Source organism: Sphaerisporangium siamense, from assembly GCF_014205275.1.
GTDB classification, from domain to species: Bacteria; Actinomycetota; Actinomycetes; order Streptosporangiales; family Streptosporangiaceae; genus Sphaerisporangium; species Sphaerisporangium siamense.
In genome coordinates this window covers 2,982,360-3,003,518 of record NZ_JACHND010000001.1, presented here as the reverse complement: position 1 = coordinate 3,003,518, position 21,159 = coordinate 2,982,360, and the positions used below count along the sequence as shown (strand labels likewise).

Annotated in this window: 18 protein-coding genes; 7 read left to right on the top strand and 11 right to left on the bottom strand. The window is 70.9% G+C overall.

Annotated elements, in window-relative coordinates:
- Window positions 1–143 precede the first annotated feature (143 nt).
- Window positions 144–2,747, bottom strand: coding sequence for an alpha-glucan family phosphorylase (glgP, locus tag BJ982_RS13850; protein WP_184880192.1), 2,604 nt, complete (start codon window positions 2,745–2,747; stop codon window positions 144–146).
- 428 nt (window positions 2,748–3,175) lie between these two features.
- On the opposite strand from glgP, the gene BJ982_RS13845 reads away from it, so the two are divergent.
- From BJ982_RS13845 to BJ982_RS13820, 6 genes are all read left to right on the top strand, one after another.
- On the top strand, window positions 3,176–5,203 hold the full coding sequence (locus tag BJ982_RS13845) for an alpha-1,4-glucan--maltose-1-phosphate maltosyltransferase (RefSeq protein WP_184880190.1): 2,028 nt from the start codon (window positions 3,176–3,178) through the stop codon (window positions 5,201–5,203).
- Between the two features lie 52 nt (window positions 5,204–5,255).
- Complete coding sequence (gene treS, locus BJ982_RS13840) at window positions 5,256–6,968, top strand: maltose alpha-D-glucosyltransferase (protein WP_184880188.1); 1,713 nt, start codon at window positions 5,256–5,258, stop codon at window positions 6,966–6,968.
- Window positions 6,965–8,371: a maltokinase N-terminal cap-like domain-containing protein gene (locus BJ982_RS13835; protein ID WP_184880186.1), complete on the top strand. Its 1,407-nt coding sequence runs from the start codon at window positions 6,965–6,967 to the stop codon at window positions 8,369–8,371. Before treS ends, BJ982_RS13835 begins: the two co-directional genes overlap by 4 nt.
- A gap of 47 nt (window positions 8,372–8,418) precedes the next feature.
- On the top strand, window positions 8,419–8,865 hold the full coding sequence (locus tag BJ982_RS13830; protein ID WP_184880184.1) for a hypothetical protein: 447 nt from the start codon (window positions 8,419–8,421) through the stop codon (window positions 8,863–8,865).
- A gap of 152 nt (window positions 8,866–9,017) precedes the next feature.
- The gene (glgB, locus tag BJ982_RS13825) at window positions 9,018–11,363 is read left to right on the top strand and encodes a 1,4-alpha-glucan branching protein GlgB (RefSeq protein WP_203959326.1); all 2,346 of its coding nucleotides are present in this window, start codon (window positions 9,018–9,020) and stop codon (window positions 11,361–11,363) included.
- 92 nt (window positions 11,364–11,455) lie between these two features.
- Window positions 11,456–13,147 (top strand): S49 family peptidase, encoded by a 1,692-nt coding sequence (locus BJ982_RS13820; protein ID WP_184880182.1) that lies wholly within the window; start codon window positions 11,456–11,458, stop codon window positions 13,145–13,147.
- 92 nt (window positions 13,148–13,239) lie between these two features.
- Here the strand turns inward: BJ982_RS13820 and BJ982_RS13815 are convergent, their stop codons facing one another.
- Entirely contained in the window at window positions 13,240–13,647 is a 408-nt protein-coding gene (locus BJ982_RS13815) for a cupin domain-containing protein (RefSeq protein WP_184880180.1), read from the bottom strand.
- 60 nt (window positions 13,648–13,707) lie between these two features.
- On the opposite strand from BJ982_RS13815, the gene BJ982_RS13810 reads away from it, so the two are divergent.
- Window positions 13,708–14,178, top strand: coding sequence for a MarR family winged helix-turn-helix transcriptional regulator (locus tag BJ982_RS13810; protein WP_203959321.1), 471 nt, complete (start codon window positions 13,708–13,710; stop codon window positions 14,176–14,178).
- A 40-nt stretch (window positions 14,179–14,218) separates the two neighbouring features.
- On the opposite strand, the gene BJ982_RS13805 is transcribed toward BJ982_RS13810, so the two are convergent.
- From BJ982_RS13805 to BJ982_RS13765, 9 genes are all read right to left on the bottom strand, one after another.
- The gene (locus BJ982_RS13805) at window positions 14,219–14,689 is read right to left on the bottom strand and encodes a carboxymuconolactone decarboxylase family protein (protein ID WP_184880178.1); all 471 of its coding nucleotides are present in this window, start codon (window positions 14,687–14,689) and stop codon (window positions 14,219–14,221) included.
- A gap of 235 nt (window positions 14,690–14,924) precedes the next feature.
- Window positions 14,925–15,401, bottom strand: coding sequence for an RrF2 family transcriptional regulator (locus BJ982_RS13800; protein WP_184880176.1), 477 nt, complete (start codon window positions 15,399–15,401; stop codon window positions 14,925–14,927).
- Between the two features lie 99 nt (window positions 15,402–15,500).
- Window positions 15,501–15,704, bottom strand: coding sequence for a hypothetical protein (locus BJ982_RS13795; RefSeq protein ID WP_184880174.1), 204 nt, complete (start codon window positions 15,702–15,704; stop codon window positions 15,501–15,503).
- Window positions 15,701–16,855 (bottom strand): inorganic phosphate transporter, encoded by a 1,155-nt coding sequence (locus BJ982_RS13790; protein WP_184880172.1) that lies wholly within the window; start codon window positions 16,853–16,855, stop codon window positions 15,701–15,703. The genes BJ982_RS13795 and BJ982_RS13790 overlap by 4 nt, the downstream gene beginning before the upstream one ends.
- Window positions 16,856–16,976: 121 nt before the next feature.
- The gene (locus BJ982_RS13785; RefSeq protein ID WP_184880170.1) at window positions 16,977–17,456 is read right to left on the bottom strand and encodes a flavin reductase family protein; all 480 of its coding nucleotides are present in this window, start codon (window positions 17,454–17,456) and stop codon (window positions 16,977–16,979) included.
- Window positions 17,457–17,543: 87 nt separating this feature from the next.
- Window positions 17,544–18,461 carry an ABC transporter substrate-binding protein gene (locus BJ982_RS13780; RefSeq protein WP_184880168.1) on the bottom strand — a complete coding sequence of 306 codons (918 nt, stop codon included), beginning with the start codon at window positions 18,459–18,461 and terminating at the stop codon, window positions 17,544–17,546.
- Between the two features lie 35 nt (window positions 18,462–18,496).
- Window positions 18,497–19,168: an ABC transporter permease gene (locus BJ982_RS13775; protein WP_184880166.1), complete on the bottom strand. Its 672-nt coding sequence runs from the start codon at window positions 19,166–19,168 to the stop codon at window positions 18,497–18,499.
- Entirely contained in the window at window positions 19,165–19,830 is a 666-nt protein-coding gene (locus tag BJ982_RS13770; protein WP_184880164.1) for an ABC transporter permease, read from the bottom strand. Before BJ982_RS13770 ends, BJ982_RS13775 begins: the two co-directional genes overlap by 4 nt.
- The gene (locus tag BJ982_RS13765) at window positions 19,823–20,863 is read right to left on the bottom strand and encodes an ABC transporter ATP-binding protein (RefSeq protein ID WP_184880162.1); all 1,041 of its coding nucleotides are present in this window, start codon (window positions 20,861–20,863) and stop codon (window positions 19,823–19,825) included. The genes BJ982_RS13770 and BJ982_RS13765 overlap by 8 nt, the downstream gene beginning before the upstream one ends.
- Window positions 20,864–21,159 lie beyond the last annotated feature (296 nt).

The window sequence follows — 21,159 nt, the reverse complement described above, 5'->3', positions numbered from 1 at the left end:
ACCCCGCGCCCCGGCGGCACGGCACCACCACGATACGGGCGCGGCGATCGACGACGCCGCCGGGGGATGACCTTGGCCGTCCCCCGGGAGCGTCGTGGATGTGCGGCTTCCTTGCCCTCTCGCTCGAACGAAACGGGCAGAGCTCAGCGGAGGGTGCCATTGGTCATGCCGACGGGCTCCTCGGGGGCGGTGATCAGGCCCGGTTCGGCCGGGGAGGACATCAGGACGTGGGCGGGCACCACGCGGACGGTGTAGCCGAAGGCGCCCGTGCGGTCCAGCGGGACGACGCCCGTGTAGGTGGCCTTGCCGTCGTCGCCCACCGAGTCGACCGACAGCGTGACGTACGAGGGCTTGATCAGCTCGTCGTGCCCGCCGACCTTGCCGTACGCGGCCTGCACCGACACGTCGTCGGGGGACAGCTCGCCGAGCGCGACGGTGGCGCGGACCTCCATGGCCGCGCCGAGCTGCGGGGTGTCCCCGATGCCCGAGGTCTCGACGTGCTCGACGCGGACGCCCGGCCAGGCACGGCTGACGCGCAGCTTCCACGCCGCGAACTCGCGGGCCCGGACGTGGTCGGCCTTGGACAGCTCGCGGGCCGACGTGGCCGCGGGGGCGTACAGGTCGACCACGTAGTCGCGGAGCATGCGCCCGGCCAGGACCTTCGGGCCGAGGGAGCTGAAGGTGTGCTTGACCATCTCCAGCCAGCGGCGCGGGTACCCGCCGCCGGAGCGGTCGTAGAAGCGGGCGGCGACCTCGCGCTCGATCAGGTCGTAGAGCGCGGACGCCTCCAGCTCGTCACGGCGGTCGGCGTCCTCGACGCCGTCGGCGGTCGGGACCGCCCAGCCGTTGTCACCGTCGTACCACTCGTCCCACCAGCCGTCCTTGATGGACAGGTTCAGCCCGCCGTTGAGCGCGGCCTTCATGCCGGAGGTGCCGCAGGCCTCCAGCGGGCGCAGCGGGTTGTTCATCCACACGTCGCAGCCCTGCACCATGAGCCGCCCGAGGTTCATGTCGTAGTCGGGCAGGAAGACGATGCGGTGCCGGACGTCCTCGCGGTCGGCGAACCTGACGATCTGCTGGATCAGCTTCTTGCCGCCCTCGTCGGCCGGGTGTGCCTTGCCCGCGATGACGATCTGGACGGGCCGCTCCGGGTCGAGCAGCAGGTGCTTGAGCCGGTCGGCGTCCTTGAGCATGAGCGTGAGCCGCTTGTAGGACGGCACGCGCCGGGCGAAGCCGATGGTGAGCACGTCCGGCGACAGGGCCTCGTCGATCCAGCCGAGCTCGGCGCTGGAGGCGCCGCGCGCCCGCCACGAGGACCGCAGCCGCTCGCGGGCCCCCTCGACCAGCCGGGCCCGCAGCCTGCCGCGGATGCCCCAGATGTCCTCGTCGGAGAGCTTCTGGACGCCCTCCCAGCCCTGGGCCTTCTCGATCAGGGACGGGAGCTCCTCGCCGGCCAGCTCCATGACCTCGCGGGCCACCCACGTGGGGGCGTGCACGCCGTTGGTGATCGACCCGATCGGGATGTCGTCGAGGTCGAACCCCGGCCACAGCCCCTGGAACATCTCGCGGCTGACCTCGCCGTGCAGCTCGGAAACGCCGTTGACCCGCTGGGCGAGCCGCATGCCCATGACGGCCATGTTGAACAGGGCGCCCTCGCCGGTGGACTCGGGCGTGCCCGGCTCGGCGCCGAGCGCGAGGATGCGCTCCACGGGCACCGTCGGCCAGGCGTTGGCGCCGCCGAACTGCCGCTCGATCATCTCGACGGGGAAGCGGTCGATGCCCGCGGGGACCGGCGTGTGGGTGGTGAACACCGTGCCGGCGCGCACCGCTTCCAGGGCCTCGTCGAAGGAGAGCCTGTGCTCGGTGAGCTCGCGGATGCGCTCCAGGCCGAGGAAGCCCGCGTGGCCCTCGTTGGTGTGGAAGACCTCCGGCTCGGGGTGCCCGGTGATCCTGCAGTAGGCGCGCAGGGCCCGCACGCCGCCGATGCCGAGCAGCAGCTCCTGCATGAGGCGGTGGTCGGTGCCCCCGCCGTACAGCCGGTCGGTGACGTCGCGGGCGGCGGTGTCGTTCTCGGCGACGTCGGAGTCGAGGAGCAGCAGCGGGACCCGGCCGACCTGGGCGACCCAGATCTGGGCGTGCAGCGTGCGGTCCCCGGGCAGCGGGATGGCGACGCGGGCGGGCGTGCCGTCGGCCTCCTTCAGGAGGGACAGGGGCAGGCCGCCGGGGTCGAGGCTCGGGTAGTGCTCCTGCTGCCAGCCCTCGGGCGAGAGGGACTGGGTGAAGTAGCCGTGCCGGTAGAGGAGCCCGACGCCGAGGATGGGCACGCCGAGGTCGCTGGCGGCCTTCAGGTGGTCGCCGGCGAGGATGCCGAGGCCCCCGGAGTACTGCGGGAGCGCCGCGGCGATGCCGTATTCGGGCGAGAAGTAGCCGATGGCGGCGGGGGCGTCCGGCAGCGTCTGGTACCAGCGCGGGGCGGTCATGTACTCCCGCAGGTCGTCGGCGGCGTCGGCCAGCCTGCGGAGGAATCTGCGATCACGTGCCAGCTCGGCGAGCCTGTCGGCTTCCACCGCTCCCAGTAGGGCGACCGGGTCGTGGCCGACCCGCTCCCAGGTGGCTGGGTCCACCTCCGCGAAGAGGTCCAAGGTCTCGGGATGCCAGGACCAGCGCAGGTTGTGCACCAGCTCGCCCAAGGCGGCCAGCTCTGCGGGAAGGACGGTACGGACGGTGAATCTGCGGATTGCTCTCACGGGGCCAGACCCTAGTTACTCAGCGCCACGACGCGCGACCGGAACGCTCTTCGCGTCTGCCAGATGTACTGCGATTCGCTCTCACCACTAGCCAACATGCTCAAACCTCACTAAAGCCGACACGGCACAGTGATCTCAACTCGATCATGTACGACTGTCGCGCACACCGGCAACATGATGGAGAAAAGGCGCGCCGTGGGCCCCTAACTTCCCCCGGGGATGCTTGAGGATGGACTATGGGGGCAGTCCCATGTAAGAGCCTCACCTCTACCTCTCCGGACTCGGGATGGCACGGTCACTCCCGGCCGGAGCCGACCATGCCCGCATATCCCAGGCGCCGTGCCCGGGAACCTACCGGAAGCAAAGATCAATCCTTGCCCTCACAATTCCCGGTGACGCCCGGTGCGTCGCCGCTACCTTGAGACGCGATGATCGGACGAATCCCAATACAGGACATTCACCCAGTCGTCGATTGCGGGCGGTGGCCCGCGAAATCCGCGGCGGGCGAGACTTTCGAGATAAGCGCCGTCGTGTTCCGTGAGGGACACGACGCGGTGGCGGCCGGGGTCGTGCTCTTCGACCCGGACGGCGTTCGAAGGCCGCTCCTGCTGATGCGGGAAGGCGAGCCGGGGACCGACCGGTGGTCGGTGGAGGTGACGCTGCCCACGGAGGGCACCTGGCAGTTCCGCGTCGAGGCCTGGAGCGACCCGGTCGCCACCTGGCTGCACGACGCGGGCATCAAGATCCCCCGGGGCATCGACGTCGAGTTGATGTGCGAGGAGGGGGCCCGCGTCTTCGAGCGGGCCGCGAAGGGCGTCCGGCAGGCGGGGTGCGACGACTGCGCCCACCGCGCCGCGCTGCAGGAGGTGGCGGACCGCCTGCGCGACGACGAGCTCGACCCGCGGGCGCGCCTGTCGTACGCGCAGCTCCCGGACGTCGCGAGCGCCCTGACCGCCCATCCCTTGCGCGACCTGGTCACGCGGGGGCCACGCTACCGGGTCCGGGTGGATCGCCGCCGTGCGCTGTTCGGCTCGTGGTACGAGCTGTTCCCTCGCTCCGAGGGCGCGGTGATCGAGCAGGACGTTCCCCCCAAGTCCGGAAATTTCCGGACGGCCGCCGAGCGGCTGCCGGCCGTGGCCGCCATGGGCTTCGACGTCGTCTACCTGCCGCCCGTCCACCCCATCGGCGACGCCTACCGCAAGGGCCGCAACAACACCCTGCACCCCGAGCCGTACGACGTGGGCTCCCCGTGGGCGATCGGCGCCGCGGAGGGCGGCCACGACGCGATCCACCCCGACCTCGGCACCATGGAGGACTTCGACGCCTTCGTGAAGCGTGCCGGGGAGCTGGGCCTGGAGGTCGCGCTGGACCTGGCGCTGCAGTGCTCCCCCGACCATCCGTGGGTCAAGGAGCACCCGGAGTGGTTCACGATCCGCGCCGACGGGTCGATCGCCTACGCCGAGAACCCTCCGAAGAAGTACCAGGACATCTACCCGCTGAACTTCGACAAGGACCCCGAGGGCATCTACGCCGAGGTGCTGCGGGTCGTGCGCCACTGGATCGACCACGGCGTGCGCATCTTCCGCGTCGACAACCCGCACACCAAGCCGGTGGAGTTCTGGGAGCGGCTGCTCGGCGAGATCTACACCACCGACCCCGACGTGGTGTTCCTGTCGGAGGCGTTCACCAGGCCCCCGATGCTGCGCGCCCTCGCCAAGGTCGGCTTCCACCAGTCCTACACCTATTTCACGTGGCGGACCGCCGCCGGGGAGCTGGAGAGCTACTTCTCCGAGCTGTCCCATGAGACGAGCCACTACCTGCGGCCGAACCTCTTCGTGAACACCCCGGATATCCTGCACGAATACCTCCAGACCGGAGGCGTGCCCGCCTTCAAGATCAGGGCCGTCCTCGCCGCCCTGGGGTCCCCCTCGTGGGGCATGTACGCGGGCTACGAGCTCGCCGAGGGCACCCCGGTGCGTCCGGGCAGCGAGGAATACCTGAACAGCGAGAAGTACGAGCTGCGGCCTCGTGACTGGGCGGGCGCGGAACGCGACGGCCGCAGCCTCGCGCCGTTCATCACGACCCTCAATTTGTTCAGAAGAGCACACCCAGCGGTCCAGGAACTGCGTAACCTACGGTTCCACAGCGTCGACCACCCGGACATGATCTGCTTCTCCAAGCGGCTGCCCGGCGCCTACGACCCGTCCACACGACGGCACGGTCTGGGCGATGTGGTCCTGGTCGTCGTCAATCTGGATCCGCACAACACGCACGAGGCGACGGTCACCTTGGACATGCCGGGCCTCGGCCTCGATTGGGGCGCGGAGTTCCTCGTGGACGACGAGCTATCGGGCGAGTCGTACCACTGGCGGCATGCCAACTACGTGCGCCTCGATCCACATATCAATCCAGCCCACGTCCTCACACTGCGAGCGACGCCGGCCGGCCGGTCATAGACGCCCGGCCGCGTCGGCGTACGCGCGCATAAGCACAGCGGGGAGTCCACAGGTGAGCTTGACGCCTCAGCCGGTTCCTGACACTTTCACCCACGAAAAGCCGCGCGACCCGCGCTGGTACAAGCGTGCCGTCTTCTACGAGGTCCTCATCCGAGGGTTCGCGGACTCGAACGGCGACGGCACCGGAGACATCCGGGGCCTGATCAACAAGCTGGACTACCTCCAGTGGCTCGGCGTCGACTGCCTGTGGCTCCTGCCGCTCTACGAATCTCCCCTCAAAGACGGCGGATACGATATTTCTGACTTCATGAAGATCCTCCCGGATTTCGGAGACCTGGGGGACTTCATCAAGCTCGTCGACGAGGCGCACAAGCGGGGAATGCGGGTCATCGCCGACCTGGTCATGAACCACACCAGCGACCAGCACCCCTGGTTCCAGGCGTCCCGCCACGACCCCACCGGGCCGTTCGGCGACTTCTACGTCTGGTCCGACAACAGCGACGAATACAGCGACGCCCGCATCATCTTCATCGACACCGAGGCGTCCAACTGGACCTACGACCCGGTCCGGGGCCAGTACTACTGGCACAGGTTCTTCCACCACCAGCCGGACCTGAACTACGAGAACCCGGCCGTCCAGGACGCCATGCTGGAGGTCCTGCGGTTCTGGCTCGACCTCGGCATCGACGGCTTCCGCCTCGACGCGGTCCCCTACCTGTTCGAGCAGGAGGGCACCAACTGCGAGAACCTGGCGCCGACCCACGCCTACCTCAAGCGGGTCAGGCGCGAGGTGGACCGCCTGTACCCCGACCGCGTGCTGCTCGCCGAGGCCAACCAGTGGCCCGCCGACGTCGTCGAGTACTTCGGCGACCCGGTCACCGGCGGCGACGAGTGCCACATGGCGTTCCACTTCCCGCTCATGCCGCGCATCTTCATGGCCGTGCGCCGCGAGACCCGCTACCCGATCTCCGAGATCATGGCCCAGACACCCAAGATCCCCGAGAACTGCCAGTGGGGCATCTTCCTGCGCAACCACGACGAGCTCACCCTTGAGATGGTGACCGACGAAGAGCGCGACTACATGTACACCGAGTACGCCAAGGACCCGCGCATGCGGGCCAACGTCGGCATCCGCCGCCGCCTCGCCCCGCTGCTGGAGAACGACCGCAACCAGATCGAGCTGTTCACCGCCCTGCTGATGAGCCTGCCGGGCAGCCCGGTGCTCTACTACGGCGACGAGATCGGCATGGGCGACAACATCTGGCTCGGCGACCGCGACGGCGTCCGCACGCCCATGCAGTGGACGCCCGACCGCAACGCCGGGTTCTCCGACTGCGACCCCGGCCGGCTCTACCTACCGGTGATCATGGACCCGATCTACGGGTACCAGGCGCTGAACGTCGAGGCGCAGCAGAAGAACGCCGGGTCGCTGCTGCACTTCACGAAGAAGATGATCGAGATCCGCAAGCGGCACCCGGTGTTCGGTCTCGGAGAGTTCACGGAACTCAACTCTTCCAACCCCAGTGTTCTGGCTTTCGTCCGCGAGCTCGGCGACGATCGAGTCCTGTGCGTCAACAACTTGTCCCGCTTCCCGCAGCCCGTGGAGCTGGACCTGCGGAGGTTCGAGGGGGTCACGCCGGTGGAGTGCACGGGCGGGGTTCCTTTCCCCCCAATCGGGGAACTTCCGTATCTTTTGACGCTTCCTGGGCATGGGTTCTATTGGTTCACCCTTCCGCCGACGAGCGCAGCAGCCGAGGAGACGTGACACATACTCTCGAAGAGCTCCTTGCCGGCTGGATCACCGGACAGCGGTGGTTCGCCGGCAAGAGCCGCGCGATCTCGGGGCTGGCCGTGGAATCGGCCACTCCTTTGCCCCTCCGTGGTCTTGAAGAAACCCGCCAGAGCGATGTGGCGGGTTCCTCCAGGACCACGGGTGACCAGGTCTCCGTGCGCCACGTGGTGATCACCGTCACCCAGGGGGACGCCGTCGACCGCTACCAACTGCTCGTGGGGCTACGCCCCGAGCTGCCCCAGCGCCTGCGCCACGTCGCGATCGGCGAGACCGCGGAGGGCTTCGCCTACGACGCCGTCCACGACGCCGACGTGACCGGGGTGCTGCTCGCGGCCATGGCCGGGGACGCCGACGTCGGGCCGCTGCGCTTCCGGCGCATGCCGGGTACCACGATCGACACCTCGCTGCGCAGCCTGGTCCTCGGCGGCGAGCAGTCCAACACCTCGCTGGTGTTCGGCGACGCCTACATCTGCAAGCTGTTCCGCAAGCTGATCCCGGGCGTCAACCCCGAGGTGGAGGTCGTCTCGGCCCTGGCCCGCCGGGGCTCGCGCAACATCGCCCGCCCGTACGGCTGGGTCGAGACCGACGTCGACGGCCAGAGCACCACGCTCGCCTTCGTCCAGGAGTTCCTGTCGACCGCCAGCGACGGCTGGGCGCTCGCCCTGACCAGCGTCCGCGACCTGTACGGCTCGCCGCCCGGCACGCCGTGCTGCGACGCGGGCGGCGACTTCGCCGCCGAGTCGCACCGGCTCGGCATGGCCACCGCCCGTCTGCACCGCCAGATGGCCGACGCCTTCCCCACGAGCACGATCGAGGCGCCCGAGGTCAAGCGCATGGTCGAGGGGTTCAGGCGCCGCCTGGAGTCGGCGATCTCCGAGGTGCCCGAGCTGGCCGCGCACGCCGGGGTCGCGCACCAGGCGTTCGACCGGCTGGCCGACATCGGCCGGCCGATCACGGTCCAGCGGGTCCACGGCGACTACCACCTCGGCCAGGTCATGCGGACGCCGAGCGAATGGGTGGTCCTGGACTTCGAGGGCGAGCCCGGTCAGCCGCTGCGCGAGCGCCGCGCGCTGGACTCCCCGCTCAGGGACGTCGCCGGCATGCTGCGCTCGTTCGACTATGCCGCGCGCCACCTGCTGTTCGGCCGTCCCGACGCCGAGGCGCTGGAACCGTGCGCGGCCGAGTGGGCCGAGCGCAACCGCGCGGAGTTCGTCGCGGGCTACTCGGCGGCGGGGGGCAGGATCCACGGCGACGACGCGGTCGTGCTGCGGGCGCTGGAGCTGAGCAAGGCCGCCTACGAGGTGGTCTACGAGGCGCGCAACCGCCCGACGTGGCTGCCGATCCCGCTCGCCGCCTTCACGCAGGCCGCCCGGTAGATTACCATCCGTAGTCGCACGCATGCCTAGCGTGAGGCGGTGGAAGGATGCGGCGAGGGCGGGTCGCCGTCGTGGGGGCGGGGGCCGTCGCCTCGGCACTGGTCCTGACGTCATGCCTGACGCAGGCGGCCGGGCCCCCGGTCGTGGACGCCCGGCGGCAGGCCCTGCGGTCGGAGGCCACCGCGGACGCCGCTCCTGCGGGCGCGGCGATGCGCCCGGCGCCCACGCGCGGGGAGGAGGCCAGGGCCACCGAGGTGCTGCTGGCCCATCCCCGGCTCGGCGCCATGGTCAGGCGCTCGTACGCCGCCGCGGCGGGCCGGCCGCTGACGTCGCCCGCCGAGCTGCGCGTGCACAGTTTGATCTTCCGCAGGCACGGCTGCGAGGCCCACCGCTGCCTGCAGCTCTTCGTGAGATTTCCCGACGGCCGGTGGCTGGACGTGGGGCGGGTGATCGCCGATCTGACCACCGGCGAGCTGCGTGTCCTGAACTGGTGAGACATACAGCCCGAAACGCCTGGACCACACGTTTGCCATAGGCAAGGTGTGATACCTCCGAGATCGTGGGTTGGCAGGCCGTTCTGGGGCAGGGTTAGGGGATACGCAGAGGTAGTGACGAGCAAGGCGCCTGAGGAGCGGTGAGCGATTCGATGAACGCGGACCTGGACCTGAACCGATTGGCGGGCGGCGCACACCATGATCCGCACTCGATCCTGGGCGCGCACCCCTCACCCGACGGCATGACGGTGCGGGCGTTGAAGCCCCTGGCCGAGAAGGTCGAGCTGGTGCTCGACGACGGCGGCCAGGAGACCGTCCACGAGATGAGTCACGAGGCGCACGGCGTGTTCACGGCCACGTTGCCGGGCGTGGACAAGGTGCCGCCCTACCACCTGCGCGTGACGTACGAGGGCGGCGAGCCGCACGACGTGGGCGACCCGTACCACCACTGGCCCACTCTGGGCGAGATCGACCTGCACCTGATCGGAGAGGGCCGCCACGAGCGCCTGTGGGAGGTCCTCGGCGCCCGGGTCATGCGCCACGGCGACGAGGACGGCACCGCCTTCGCCGTCTGGGCCCCGAACGCGCGCGGGATGCGCGTCGAGGGCGACTTCAACCACTGGAACGGCTCCGGCCACCCGATGCGCTCGCTCGGCGCCTCCGGGGTGTGGGAGCTGTTCATCCCCGGGGTCGGCGCGGGCGAGCGCTACAAGTTCTCGGTGCTCGGCGCCGACTCGGTCTGGCGGTCCAAGGCCGACCCGATGGCGCGGCGCACCGAGATCCCGCCCGCCACCGCCTCGATCGTCGAGGAGTCCGCCTACACCTGGGACGACGACGCGTGGATGCGCGACCGCGCCGGCCGCGACCGGCTCGCCGAGCCCATGGCCGCCTACGAGGTCCACCTCGGCTCCTGGCGCCCCGGCCTCTCCTACATCGAGCTGGCCACCGAGCTCGTCGAGTACGTCCAGGAGATGGGCTTCACGCACGTCGAGTTCCTGCCCGTCGCCGAGCACCCCTTCGGCGGCTCGTGGGGCTACCAGATCAGCTCCTACTACGCCCCGACCGCGCGGTTCGGCACGCCCGACGAGTTCCGGTACCTGATCGACCGCCTGCACGCGGCCGGCATCGGCGTCCTGCTCGACTGGGTGCCCGCGCACTTCCCCAAGGACGAATGGTCGCTCGGCAGGTTCGACGGCACGCCCCTGTACGAGCACGCCGACCCCCGCCGCGGCACCCACCCCGAGTGGGGGACCTACATCTTCGACTACGGCCGCCGTGAGGTCCGCAACTTCCTGGTCGCCAACGCCGTGTACTGGCTCAAGGAGTTCCATATCGACGGGCTGCGGGTGGACGCGGTCGCCTCGATGCTCTACCTGGACTACTCGCGCCGCGAGGGCGAGTGGACGCCCAACATCCACGGCGGGCGGGAGAACCTGGACGCGGTGGAGTTCCTCAAGGAGATGAACGCGGTGGCCTACCGCGAGGAGCCCGGCATCGTCACGATCGCCGAGGAGTCCACCGCGTGGCCGGGGGTGTCGCGGCCGGTCTACCTGGGCGGGCTCGGGTTCGGCTTCAAGTGGAACATGGGCTGGATGCACGACACGCTGGCCTACCTGCAGCACGAGCCGGTCTTCCGGCAGTACCACCACCACCAGATGACGTTCTCGCTGATGTACGCCTACTCCGAGAACTTCGTGCTCCCCCTCTCCCACGACGAGGTCGTGCACGGCAAGGGGTCGCTGCTCGGCAAGATGCCCGGCGACGAGTGGCAGCGGTTCGCCAACCTGCGGGCCCTGCTGGCGTTCATGTGGGCGCACCCGGGCAAGAAGCTGCTGTTCATGGGCAGCGAGTTCGGCCAGGGCTCGGAGTGGTCGGAGGAGCGCGGGCTGGACTGGTGGGTGCTGGACTTCGAGCCCCACCAGGGGGTGCAGCGGCTCATGCGCGACCTGAACCGCGTGTACGGCGAGACCCGGGCCATGTACTCCCAGGACCACACGCCCGACGGCTTCCAGTGGATCGACGCCGACGACGCCTCGGGCAACGTCTTCTCGTTCGTGCGCCACGGCGACGACGGGTCGATGGTGGCGTGCGTCGCCAACTTCTCCGGCCGCCCCCACGAGGACTACGTCCTCGGCCTGCCCGCCGGGGGCCGCTGGGAGGAGGTCGTCAACACCGACGCCTACGACTACTACGGCAGCGGCGTCGGCAACCTCGGCGCCGTCGAGGCCGAGGCGGAGCCCTGGCACGGGCTGCCGTACTCGGCGCGGCTGCGGGTGCCGCCGCTCGGCGCGCTGTGGCTGCGCCACGACGGGCCGGCCGCCCGGCCCGTCGCGGAGGAGCTCCCGCGGGCCGTCCGCACCAGCGGGCCCGGCGCCGTGCGGGACGCCGCCGAGCCGGGCGAGGACGCCGCCGACCTCGGCGGGGGCACCGCCGAGCTTGGGGAGGGCGTCACCGCGCCCGGCGGACAGCCTCGCGAAGAGCCCGGCGAAAGGGCATGAACCTCGCTCATCGGCCGTCCTGGGGCGGCCTCGCGTCCCGCCCCGGGAAAAGCCTGCGCCTCTTTACCGGAAACGTCGCCTAGGGTGTCGCTATGGACGCGACTAAGGCGATCATGGAATCGGTCGACCGGTTCCGGCAGCGACGCACGGCCCCCTTGATCCTTGAACTCGACCTGACCGAGGGTCTCACCGAGGGCCCCCCGTCCGATCCGCTGGGCGCCATCCTGTCCATGCGCAAGACCCGTTTCGCCGACGTGCTGGAGGGCCTGCGCCGCGCGCGCAGGGACCCCCGGGTCAAGGGCCTCGTCGTCAAGATCGGCGGGCGTCCCATCGGGCTGGCCATGGTGCAGGAGCTGCGCACGGCGGTCGTCCAGCTCCGGGCCGCCGGCAAGATGACCGTGGCCTTCGGCGAGACGTTCGGCGAGTTCGGCGCGGGCACCGTGCCGTACTACCTGGCCAGCGCCTTCGAGAAGGTCTACCTGCAGCCCTCGGGTGACGTCGGGCTGACCGGCGTCAGCCTGGAGCAGCGCTTCGTGAAGAACGCGCTCGGCAAGCTCGGCGTCGACTACCAGATCGGCCAGCGGCACGAGTACAAGACCGCGGCCAACACCTTCACCCAGGACCACATGACCGAGGCGCACCGCGAGTCCGCCGAGCGGATCGCCGAGTCGGTCATCGAGCAGATCGTCGCCGGCGTCGCCGAGGGACGCGGCCTCGCGCCCGAGCGCGTGCGCGAGCTCATCGACCAGGGGCCGTTCATCGGCGCCGAGGCCCTGGAGGCCGGGCTGGTCGACCGGCTCGCCTACCGGGACGAGGTCTACGACGAGATCCGCGAGGACGGCGACCTCCTGCTGTACGTCTCGCGGTACGCCAAGGGGCCGATCTCCGGCAAGCTGCCCCACCCCGGCGAGCGCGTCGTGGCGCTGATCCACGGCAACGGCGCGATCCGCCTCGGCCGCAGCGGGCGCAGCCCTCTCGGCGGCGGGGGCGCCATGGGCTCGGACACGATCAGCGCCGCCTTCCGCGCCGCCCGCAAGGACGACGCGGTCAAGGCCGTCGTCTTCCGCGTCGACAGCCCCGGCGGGTCGTACGTCGCCTCGGACGTCATCTGGCGCGAGGTCGTGCTGACCCGCAAGGCCGGCAAGCCGGTGATCATCTCGATGGGCGACCTGGCGGCCTCGGGCGGCTACTTCGTCTCGATGGCGGCCGACGTGATCGTGTCCCAGCCGGGCACGCTCACCGGTTCGATCGGCGTGTTCGGCGGCAAGCCGTCCCTGGCCGGGCTGCTCGGCCGGGCCGGCATCACCTCCGAGTCGGTCGACGTCGGCGCCAACTCGGGCATGTTCTCGCCGAGCCGCTCCTACTCCGAGGCGCAGTGGGCGCGGGTCAACACCTGGCTGGACCGCATCTACGACGACTTCGTGGGCAAGGTCGCCGAGGGCCGGGGCATCGACCGCGAGCGCGCCCACGACCTGGCGCGCGGCCGGGTCTGGACGGGCGCCGACGCCTGCGACAGCGGCCTGGTCGACCGGCTCGGCGGCCTGGAGGACGCCGTCGACCTGGCCAGGAGCCGGGCGGGCCTCCCCAAGAACGCCCCGGTGCGCACCTACCCGCGCGTCCACCCCTTGGAGCGCCTGCGCCCGGCCGAGTCCAGCGAGGACCGGGCCGCCGCGCTGACGCGGGTCCGCCTGGAGGCGTGGGGCCCGCTGACGCGGCTGACCGCCGAGCTGGGGCTGCCGGCCTACGGGCCCCTGATGCTCCCGGGGTGGTGGACCATCCGCTGACGGGGCGGTGAACCGTCCTCCTGCCGCAGTGGTGAACGGGCCGCCAACGGAACCGGGCCGGCGAGGCGGTGGACGGTTCGCGTCCCCTGCGCCTAGGCCATCCAGGCGGGCAGCAGCATGTCCCCCTCCGGCGCGGCGCACGCCCGGGGCACGTCCGGCGCGCCCTCCGTGGTGTAGGCGCGGGCGCCGGCGGGCGCGGCGGCGACCAGGGTGAGGCCGGAGCCGGTGGACAGCCGGCGCGGCACGTCCGCGGGCAGCACCACGGTGTCGCCGGGCATGATCGTGAAGCTCTCGGCGCCGACCTCGACGGCGCCCTCCCCGGACAGCACGGTCCACACCAGCTCGGCGTCGAACGCGTGCGCCGGCCCCGACTGGCCGGCCTCCATCTCGACGCGCCACAGCGACAGGCCGGTGCCGCCCTGGGTGGGCGAGGCGTAGGTGGTCATGACGGCGTTGGGGGTTTCGGTCCTGCGGCTTTGCGCATGACGGATGACGGGCACGGGGTGCTCCTCGTACAATAGACAATGTGGTTGTCTAGATAGTGAACGAGGTTGTCCATCGTGTCAAGCGACCCTCCCGGCTTCGAGCTGCCGCTGCGGCTCTTCCTGGGCTTTCGCACGCTGATCGACGAGCTGCACGCCGAGCTGGCCCGCCAGGGCCATCCTGATCTACGGCCGATGCACGGGTTCGTCATGCAGGCCATCGGCGTGCGCGGCACGACCGCCGCCGACCTCGGCCGCAGGCTCGGCGTCTCCAAGCAGGCCGCCGGCAAGACCGTCGACACGCTGGAGCGCCTCGGCTACGTCGAGCGCGCCGCCGACCCGGACGACGCCCGCCGCAAGGTCGTCCGGCTCACCGCCCGCGGCGCCGACAGCCTGGCCCGCTCGGCCCGCGTCTTCGACGCCCTGCGCGCCCGCTGGGCCGAGACCATCGGCGAGGACCGCCTGCGCGCCATGGAGGCCGACCTGCGCACCCTCACCCCGCACGACGTGTTCCGCCTGGACGTCCCCGGCTGGTTCGGCTACCAATGAGCCGGCCCGCGCCCTCGGCCGGGGCGCGGGCCGTCACGGGTCAGGACGCGGCGACCGCGTGGCGGTGGGAGCCGGCGACCGAGCGGATCGTGACGTTGATGCGGTTCCAGGAGTTGATCTGGGCGATGGCGACCACCAGGGCGGCCAGCGACTTCTCGTCGAAGTTGTCGGCCGCGTCGTCCCACACCGCGTCGGGGACGCCCTCACCGTCGGCGAGCCGGGTGACGGCCTCGGTCAGGGCGAGGGCCGCGCGCTCCTCCGAGGTGTAGTACGGCGCCTCGCGCCATCCGGCGACGGCGAAGAGCCGCTCGTCGGTCTCGCCGGCGCGCTTGGCGGTGTGGTGGTGCATGTCCAGGCAGAACCCGCAGCCGTTGATCTGGCTGGCCCGGATCCGCACCAGCTCCAGCAGGCTGTCGGGGACCTCGCTGCGCCCGAGGTACGCCTCGACGGCCTGCATCGCGCGGTAGCCCTCGGCGGCGATCTTGGCGAAGTTGTCCATGCGTGGCTGCATTGTCGTGTCTCCTGTCATCGGTGGTTCGGTCGGTGTGCCGTACGGCGGAACCGCCATACGGACGTGTTCCCGCGCGGCGCGGGCGCCACAAGGGCCATACCGGGACGGCCGCCCCCGCCGCCCGTGGTCCGCGATCATCCGCTCGGACTTCGTGACGTGCGCGTCCGGCCAAAATCTAGACGTTTCATATCCAGTTTCACGACCTGCGTGTCCCCCGCTCCCCTCCCACGCGATCTCAGCCGCGCCCGTACCAGCGCCGGACGGAGTCCCCCAGGCGCGGCACGTGCCGCTCAGCCGCCCCCTTGACCTCGGCCAGGGTCTGCGCCGCCAGCGCGCGGCGATAGGCCAGCTCCGCCTTGCGCATCGCGGTCGCGACCGCGCACGGCGCGAGGAAGCTGCGCGCGGGCGATTCGGCCCCCGAGCCGCGCTGGCGGATCTCGGTGCACTGGAACGCCTCGTCCGGCCCCTCGATCGCCGCCACCACGTCCAGCAGCGTGATCTTGTCCAGCGGACGTCCCAGCCGGAAGCCGCCACGCGCCCCGGCCGTGGAGGTGAGGATGCCGGCGCGGACCAGCGCCTGCAACTGCTTGTTCAGGTAGGCGGGGGGCAGTTCGTAGCCCGCGGCGAGCTTGGCGGTCGGCACCGGCTGGTCGTCCCCGAGCCAGCCGAGCGTCAGGCAGCAGTGCACCGCCCACTCGACCCCTTCACCCATCCGCATAACCTAGACATTACACCTCCAGATTACCCCGCAGGAACCCCCCGGCCGGAGAACGCCGGCCGGCGTCCGCGAGGCGGGGGCCGTTCCCCGCGATCACTTGGCGAGCATGACGTACAGGCCGAGGACGAGGCCCGCGGCCACCACCAGGAAGCACAGGCCGGCGGCCACGCGGCCGGCGGCGCGGCCGTTCGCCAGGCCCACCAGGGCCAGCGAGTAGACGGCGACCAGGCCCGCGCCGGCGAGCAGCGCGGCCACGAGCACCTTCCACAGCGCGTCGAGGTCGATGTACTCGGTCACGCGACGCCTCCCTTCACGGCCGGGGCGGAGGCCACGCCTCCGGCCCAGTCGTCGTTGACGTTCCCCGCGTGCACCGGGGCGCGGCGCGAGGCCAGGTAGAGGGCGCCGGACAGGATCAGCGTGACCGCGAACACCACGGTGACCCCGGCCGCGCCGCCGATCAGGTCGGCGCCGCCCCAGGCCAGCGCGCCGACGAGCGCGGCGGCCGGCAGCGTGAGGAGCCAGGCGGTGACCATGCGGGTGGCCACGCCCCAGCGGACCTCGGCCAGCCGCCTGCCGAGCCCGGAGCCGATGACCGAGCCGGTGCAGACGTGCGTCGTGGACAGCGGGAAACCGAAGTGGGAAGAGGCCAGGATGACGGCGGCCGACGAGCTCTCCGCCGCGAACCCCTGCGGGGTCTCGATCTCGGTGAGACCCTTGCCCAGCGTGCGGATGACACGCCAGCCGCCGATCCAGGTGCCGGCCGCGATGGCCGTGGCGCTGGACGCGATCACCCACAGCGGGGTGCCCGCCTCCTTGCCGATCGCGCCCGCGGTGATCAGCGCCAGCGTGATGACGCCCATGGTCTTCTGGGCGTCGTTGGTGCCGTGCGCGAGCGACACCAGCGAGGCCGAGCCGATCTGGCCGTACCGGTAACCCCGGCGGCGCACGCCGTCCGCGACGTTCCTCGTCAGCGCGTACACCAGGTACGTGCCCACCGTGGCGACGAGGACGGCCGCGAGCGGCGCGAGCAGCGCGGGGATCAGCACCTTGGCGACGATCGCGGCGCTCTTGACCGCCGAGGATCCCGCGGCGATCAGCGTGGCGCCGACGACCCCGCCGATCAGCGCGTGCGAGGAACTCGACGGGATGCCGAAGTACCAGGTGAGGAGGTTCCAGGCCAGCCCGCCGACCAGGCCGGCGAACACCACGGTGAGCGTGATGGCGCCGGTCTCGACGATGCCGGTCGCGATCGTCGCGGCGACCTTCAGGGACAGGAACGCGCCGGCGAAGTTCAGCACCGCCGACAGGGCGACGGCGATCTTGGGGCGGAGGGCGCCGGTCGCGATGGACGTGGCCATGGCGTTGGCCGTGTCATGGAAACCGTTGGTGAAGTCGAAGGCCAGAGCCGTGACGACGACGACTGCGAGTAGCACGGTGTTCGCGTCCATACCGCGACCTCTGACACGCCTGCCTCGATCTAATCCCCCGGCTTGTGAAATTCATCGGCGTGTGGGCATCGCGCCACTTCCCGGGAGGCCGCCCGTCAGGTGACTTCCAGGAGGTCACCGGTCAGGTGACGGCCCGGTACCGGCCCCGCATGCGGACCAGGGGGGCCTGGGACGGCTCGACGTAATCCACGCCGAGCACCTGGGCCAGGAACACGGTGTGGTCGCCCGCCGGGATGACGCGGGCCGTCTCCGCCTCCAGCGCGGCCACGCCACCGTCGATGACGAACGCCCCGGTGTGGCGTCCCCGGTGGTGCGGCGTGCCGGCGACCAGCAGGCGCGCGCTCGGGCGTCCCGGCGTGGCGAAACGGCTCGCCACCACGGCCTGCCCGCCGGACAGCAGGCTGGCCGCCCAGCGGTCCTGGCGCAGCAGCACCTCGCACAGGTAGCCGGAGGCGGTCAGGCTGAGCAGCACCATGGGCGGGTCCGCGGAGAGGGAGGAGAAGGTGGTGACGGTGGTGCCGATGTCGTCACGCCCGTCCCGCACGGTGACCACGGCCACTCCCGCGGCGAGCTGCCGCATCGCCTCCGTGAACTCGTTCATGGCCCACTCCTACCACCGGCCGCGCCCGCCGTGAGACGGAGGACCCCTCGCGGAGGAGCTCCGCGAGGGGTCCGTCCACCGCCACGATCAGGCGAGGCCGTTCTTGGTCAGCCAGTCCTTGGCGACGACCGGCGGGTCGTCCTTGTCGACGGCGACGCGCTTCATCAGGTCGACCAGCGCGTTGGTGTCGAGTTTGGCGGAGATGGCGTTGAGGGTGGTGCGGACGGTGTCGTTGGCGCCCGCCTTGTTGACGAGCGGGGTGACGTTCTGGGCGCTGAAGACGTTCTTCGGGTCCTGCAGCGGCACCAGGCCGTTGATCAGGATCTTCGGGTCGGTCGTGAAGACGTTCCCCACCTGGACCGCGCCGCTCTTGATGGCGTCGGCCGTGGTCTCGCCGGTCGCCTTCCACTCCTTGAACGTGATGCCGTACACGTCCTTGAACTGGGCCTCGCGGCGCTTCTTGAACTCCGGCGGGCCGCCGACCACGTAGTCCTTCGCCACCTTGGCGAGGTCCTCGATGGTGGTCAGGCCCTGCTTGGCGGCGGCCTCCTTGGTCACCGTGAGGGAGTCCTTGTCCTCGGCGGCGGAGGAGTCCAGGATCTCCAGTTCGGCGGGCAGCTTGGACTTCAGCTCGGCGTTGACGTCGTCCTTGCTGGAGGCGGTGCTCTTGGGGTCGATGAAGCCGAGCAGGCCGCCGTTGTACTCGGGCAGGACGGTCAGCCCGCCGGACTTGATCTGGTCGATGATCACCTCACGGCTGCCGATGTTGAACTTCTCCTCCACCTGGACGCCCTTGGCCTGCAGGGCCTGGGAGTAGATGGAGGCGAGCAGGACGTTCTCGGGGAAGTTGGCGGAGCCCACGACCACCTTGCCGGCGGACGCGGAACCGGAGGTCGTCGGCGCCACGCTGGCGCTCGTGCCGAGCGGATCCCCCCCGTCGCCGCAGGCTCCCAAAGTCAGCACCGCGGCCACCGTGACCGCCACGGTGGCGAAGATTCGCCGCATCGTGCAATTCCCTTCTATTTCGGGGGGTAATGAGACTAGCGGACCGTGACCCGCCTGCTCACTCCCGGGGAGACGGCCACTCGCTGCACCAGCGAGAAGGCGAGCTGCACGATCAGGGCGAGCCCGGCGACGAGCACCGCGCCCCCGATCGCGCTGGGGAAGTCCTTGGTGGCGAGGCCGTCGATGATGAAGCGGCCGAGCCCGCCGAGGCCGACGTAGGCGGCGACGGTGGCGGTGGCCACCACCTGGATCGCGGCCAGGCGCAGCCCGAGCAGGATCAGCGGCAGCGCCACCGGCACCGCCACCTTGACCAGCACCTGCCCGCCGCGCAGGCCCATGCCGTACGCGGCGTCACGCAGGTCCGCGTCCACGCCCCGCACGCCCTCGTAGGTGTTCACCAGGATCGGCGGGACGGCCAGGGCGACGAGCGGCACGAGCACCGGCCAGGTGGTGCCGACGCCCACCAGCAGCACGATGAGCACGACGAGGCCGAGAGTGGGCAGGGCGCGGGCGGCGTTGGCGGCGCCGACCACGAACACGCCGCCGCGGCCGGTGTGCCCGGCCAGCAGCCCGAGCGGGATCGCGACGAGCATGGCGAGGACGAACGCCACCACCGAGAACTCGACGTGCTCCAGCAGGCGCACGGGGATGCCGCTCGGGCCCGACCAGTTCGCCGGGTCGCCGAAGAAGTCGGTCAGCCAGTTCACGTGCCCCTCCTCGCGCGGGCCCAGGGCGTCAGCAGGCGCTGCGCGAGGACGATCAGCCCGTCGGCGAGCACGGCCATCACGACGATGAGCACGATGCCCACGATGATCGGCGTGTAGAACTGGCGCTGCCAGCCGTCGATGAACTGGTAGCCCAGCCCGCCGCGGCCGATCAGCGCGCCGACGCTGACGAGGCTGATGCTGGACACCATGGCCACCCGCACCCCGGCGAGGACCACGGGGACCGCGATGGGCAACTCGACCCGCACCAGCCGCCGCATCGGCTTGAAGCCCATGGCCACCGCCGACTGCCGCACGCTGTCGGGGACGGCCGCGAGCCCGTCCACCACGCCCGGGATCAGCACGGCCAGCGAGTAGAACGTCAACGGGATGATCACGGTGGAGCGCTCGGCGAGCCCGGTGATCGGGAGCAGCACGATGAACACCACGAGGGACGGCAGCGAGTAGACGACGTTCATCAGCCCGACCGTCGGCTGGTAGAGCGCCCGCCAGCGGGCGCAGGCCAGGCCGATCGGCAGGGCGAGGACCAGGCCCAGCAGCACCGGGGTGACCGCCATGATCAGATGATCGAGGGCCTGCTGCTGGATGCTCGGCAGGTTGCGGCCGATCCAGTCCCACCGGATCAGCGGCTCGGCGTCACCCATCGCCCGGCACCGCCCGGGCGCGCAGCAGCGCCTCGTCCAGGGCCTCCCGGGTGACGACGCCCGCGAAGCGGCCGTCCCCGTCGACCGCGATGGCCGAGCCGGACGGCGCGAGCAGAGCGGCGTCCAGCGCGGTGCGCAGCGAGTCCTTCTTCACGTCGAAGGCGCCGAACGGCAGGAGGCCGTCGCCGCCGTCGGCGCGCCACCCGACCGGGCGGCCGTCCTCGTCCAGCGCGACCGACCAGCCGGGCACGTCCGGCTCGGCGCGCAGGGCGAGGCCGGAGGCCGGGACGAACGACAGGCGGCGGATGCCGCGGTCCTTGCCGAGGAAGCCCTCCACGAACGCGTCGGCGGGCGCGGCCAGCAGGGTCGCGGGGTCGGCGAGCTGCGCCAGCCGTCCGCCGACCCGCAGGACGGCCACGTGGTCGCCGAGCTTGACGGCCTCGTCGATGTCGTGGGTGACGAACACGATGGTCTTGCGCAGCTCGGCCTGCAGCCGCAGCAGCTCCTCCTGGAGGCTGGCGCGCACGACGGGGTCCACGGCGCTGAACGGCTCGTCCATGAGCAGCACGGGCGGGTCGGCGGCGAGCGCCCTGGCCACGCCGACGCGCTGCTGCTGCCCGCCGGAGAGCTGGAAGGGGTAGCGGCCGGCCAGCTTGGTGTCGAGGCCGACGCGTTCCAGCAGCTCCATCGCCCGGGCGCGGGCCTTCTTCTTGTCCCAGCCGAGCAGGTACGGCACGGTGGCGACGTTGTCGACGATCTTGCGGTGCGGGAAGAGGCCGGCCTGCTGGATCACGTAGCCGATGCCCCGGCGCAGCGTGGGCGGGTCGATGGACCTGACGTCCCGGTCGTCGAGGAGGATGCGGCCCTCGGTCGCGTCGATCATGCGGTTGATCATGCGGAGGGAGGTGGTCTTGCCGCAGCCGGAGGGCCCGACGAAGACGGTGATGGCCCCGGTCGGGACCTGGAGGCTGAGGTTGTCGACGGCGACCGTGCCGTCCCCGTAACGCTTGGTGACGCCTTCGAATGTGATCACGCACGACCTCGTGCTTCTCGGCCGGGCATGGCTAACCCGGAATCGTCGAGTCGGTTGCACACGGCTACCACCCGCTCGGCAGCCCCCACGGTAGGTGACGGCCGGACCGCGGGTCCACTTGATCTCCCCCGGGCACAGCCTACGATCATCTCCACCATCTATCCCAGGACACTCCTCATGGCCATTTGTCGGGACGGCCGAAAGAACCGGCCTCCCCCCGGGAGACGGCTCCGTACCGGTGATTTCGCGATATCTATCAAACTTGCATCGATCGGTGCGGCGGTCGTGACACGCTT

What these genes read in the sequence shown, in the direction of transcription:
- BJ982_RS13845 (WP_184880190.1), top strand. Translation starts at nt 3,176, where the DNA reads ATGATCGGACGAATCCCAATACAGGACATTCACCCAGTCGTCGATTGC.
- BJ982_RS13830 (WP_184880184.1), top strand. Translation starts at nt 8,419, where the DNA reads ATGCGGCGAGGGCGGGTCGCCGTCGTGGGGGCGGGGGCCGTCGCCTCG.
- glgB (WP_203959326.1), top strand. Translation starts at nt 9,018, where the DNA reads ATGAACGCGGACCTGGACCTGAACCGATTGGCGGGCGGCGCACACCAT.
- BJ982_RS13820 (WP_184880182.1), top strand. Translation starts at nt 11,456, where the DNA reads ATGGACGCGACTAAGGCGATCATGGAATCGGTCGACCGGTTCCGGCAG.
- BJ982_RS13805 (WP_184880178.1), bottom strand. Translation starts at nt 14,689, where the DNA reads ATGCAGCCACGCATGGACAACTTCGCCAAGATCGCCGCCGAGGGCTAC.
- BJ982_RS13800 (WP_184880176.1), bottom strand. Translation starts at nt 15,401, where the DNA reads ATGGGTGAAGGGGTCGAGTGGGCGGTGCACTGCTGCCTGACGCTCGGC.
- BJ982_RS13790 (WP_184880172.1), bottom strand. Translation starts at nt 16,855, where the DNA reads ATGGACGCGAACACCGTGCTACTCGCAGTCGTCGTCGTCACGGCTCTG.
- BJ982_RS13785 (WP_184880170.1), bottom strand. Translation starts at nt 17,456, where the DNA reads ATGAACGAGTTCACGGAGGCGATGCGGCAGCTCGCCGCGGGAGTGGCC.
- BJ982_RS13780 (WP_184880168.1), bottom strand. Translation starts at nt 18,461, where the DNA reads ATGCGGCGAATCTTCGCCACCGTGGCGGTCACGGTGGCCGCGGTGCTG.
- BJ982_RS13770 (WP_184880164.1), bottom strand. Translation starts at nt 19,830, where the DNA reads ATGGGTGACGCCGAGCCGCTGATCCGGTGGGACTGGATCGGCCGCAAC.